This window comes from Gilvimarinus gilvus, from assembly GCF_030518155.1.
Lineage (GTDB): Bacteria > Pseudomonadota > Gammaproteobacteria > Pseudomonadales > Cellvibrionaceae > Gilvimarinus > Gilvimarinus gilvus.
This window is the reverse complement of record NZ_JAULRU010000698.1, coordinates 1-2,182: the sequence shown is the minus strand read 5'-3', so window position 1 is coordinate 2,182 and position 2,182 is coordinate 1. Positions and strand designations below refer to the sequence as shown.

Below are 2,182 nucleotides of genomic sequence, written 5' to 3'. Positions count from 1 at the left end.
GTTCCACTCAATCAGCTGTTGATGACGTTCCGCATCAGGCAATATGGATAGCTCTGCCACGGGCGTCTTACCTCCATCGAGAAGGTCACCGACCAGCCTCTGCAAGGCCTGTTGCATATATTCGCTAACACGCTCCGCGTTTACCTCACCTGCTACTTGTACATCCAATCGATATACGTTATCAGACAAATCATCTACATTAAGCGTTAAAGGGAAGGAAGTTCTCTCTTCCGACTTAAGCATTGTGATTGACTTTTCATTTGCAAAATTGTCTTTCTCTTCCTTAGCATGTCTATAATTAATAATTGAATTGAACAAAGGCGTATCATTAGTTACAGAGCTGCACTTTTGGGCCTCTACTAACGACGTATTCTCAAATGGAATCAACTCTTTTAAATTTTCTTCCATTTGGCCAATTAACTCGTCTGTGCGCAATCCACCCAAAGAAATGCAAACTGGAAGAGTATTAATAAATAGACCTACGGTGCTTTCTGCAGAGACAAGCCCTTGCATTCTCCCTGACATTACCGTTCCAAACACGGCGTCATCGCCAACACTTGCCCTTGACACCACTATAGCCCATGCAGCGTGAAATATAATCGCCGGACTAACATTATATTTTTGGCATAATTTCAGTATGTTTTTTCCACATCCTTTGGATACTTTTGAAATATTCTTAGTTAACTTTTCAGCATCACTCCTTACCAATCCAAAGGCATTTATTGGACTATCAATAAACTTTAGTTTTTTGGTAAAGTAGTCTTTAGCCAGTTGTTCATTGGATAAGAATTGGTTATATGCAATATATTCTCTGTAACCTGGTGCAGGCTTACTCTCCACCTTCTGAACACCTTCTGTTATCGCGCGAATTATATCACTACGTATAATCGACTCTGACGTAACATCTGTCACCAGGTGATGCAACGTAACCAAAACAAGAAAATCTTGCGATCTAGCCCTTTTAGCAATATCTAACCTCAGCAAAGGGGGGCGGCTCAATTCCATTTTTGCTCGTCTTTTTTCCCAAAACTCATCCTCATCCCGCACCAATTCAGAGCCTTCCAATGTGTGCCACGTCACCGGAGATGGAACATTTTTGAACACAACTTGAATGGGTTGGCTGATACCCTGATAATAAAATCCCGTTCTCAATGAATCGTGTTTCCTAACAACCAGCTCAATGGCAGCAAGAATATCATTCAAAACTTTTTCACTCGCTACTCTAAACAAAGTTGACAAAATATATGGATCGGACTCCCTACCAAGTAAAAGATTGTGATAGAGCATTCCTTCTTGCAGAGGGCCAAGGGGATATACATCTTGTATATTTGATTCTTCACAGATCAACTGACTTTTGAGTTCGTCTACATCACTTTGAGACAACGCTACTAAACTTATAACATCAGGCGTTAATCCTACTAAAGACTCTTCAATAAGGTTTACAGGCGAAATGAAGCAATCTTTGTCCTCTCTGACCAGGTGTATCTTTTCAGCCAACTGTGAAACTGTAGGATTCTCATAAATATCTAAGGGACGTATTCGTTTTCCCGCACGTGCAATGCCAGATACAATTTGAACGATTAATAGCGAGTGCCCCCCAATAGCAAAGAAGTTATCATTCACCCCAACCTTATCAAGGCCTAGAACTTCTTGCCAAATGTCGCAAAGCATTTTCTCAATCTCATTGGAAGGCGCCCTGTACTCTCCTTTCATTACATCCACATCAACATCCGGAAGAGATTTCCTGTCAATTTTTCCATTTGAAGACAGTGGCAACTCACTCAGAATCATGTACTGGGAAGGAACCATATAGTCAGGCAATCGCTTTAACAAACCTTCCTGTATACCCGACAAAATTTCGTCTCGCTCACTATTGGCAGATCCTGATGCGTCCAAAACATTTCTGTCTTGCTCACCCAGAACAACATAGGCCACCAACCGCTTATGTTGATCATCACCCACTGATACTACGACAGCATTGTCAATGCTAGGAAAATCCACAAGCGCATTTTCAATCTCGCCTAATTCAATCCTAAATCCACGTATTTTGACTTGGTGATCTAGCCGACCCAAATATTCGAGCTCCCCTTGATCCGTCCAACGAACCAAATCTCCGGTCTTATACAGCCGAGCGTCAGCACCATCATCAGCTTCCCTGTATGGATTACTGGTGAAGACTTGA

General features: G+C 41.8%; 1 protein-coding gene. It reads right to left on the bottom strand.

Annotated features, from left to right (window positions below; translation table 11 throughout):
• A partial coding sequence (locus tag QWI17_RS17390; RefSeq protein ID WP_302723792.1) for a condensation domain-containing protein occupies window positions 1–2,073 on the bottom strand: 2,073 nt, incomplete at its 3' end.
• Between the last annotated feature and the right edge of the window lie 109 nt (window positions 2,074–2,182).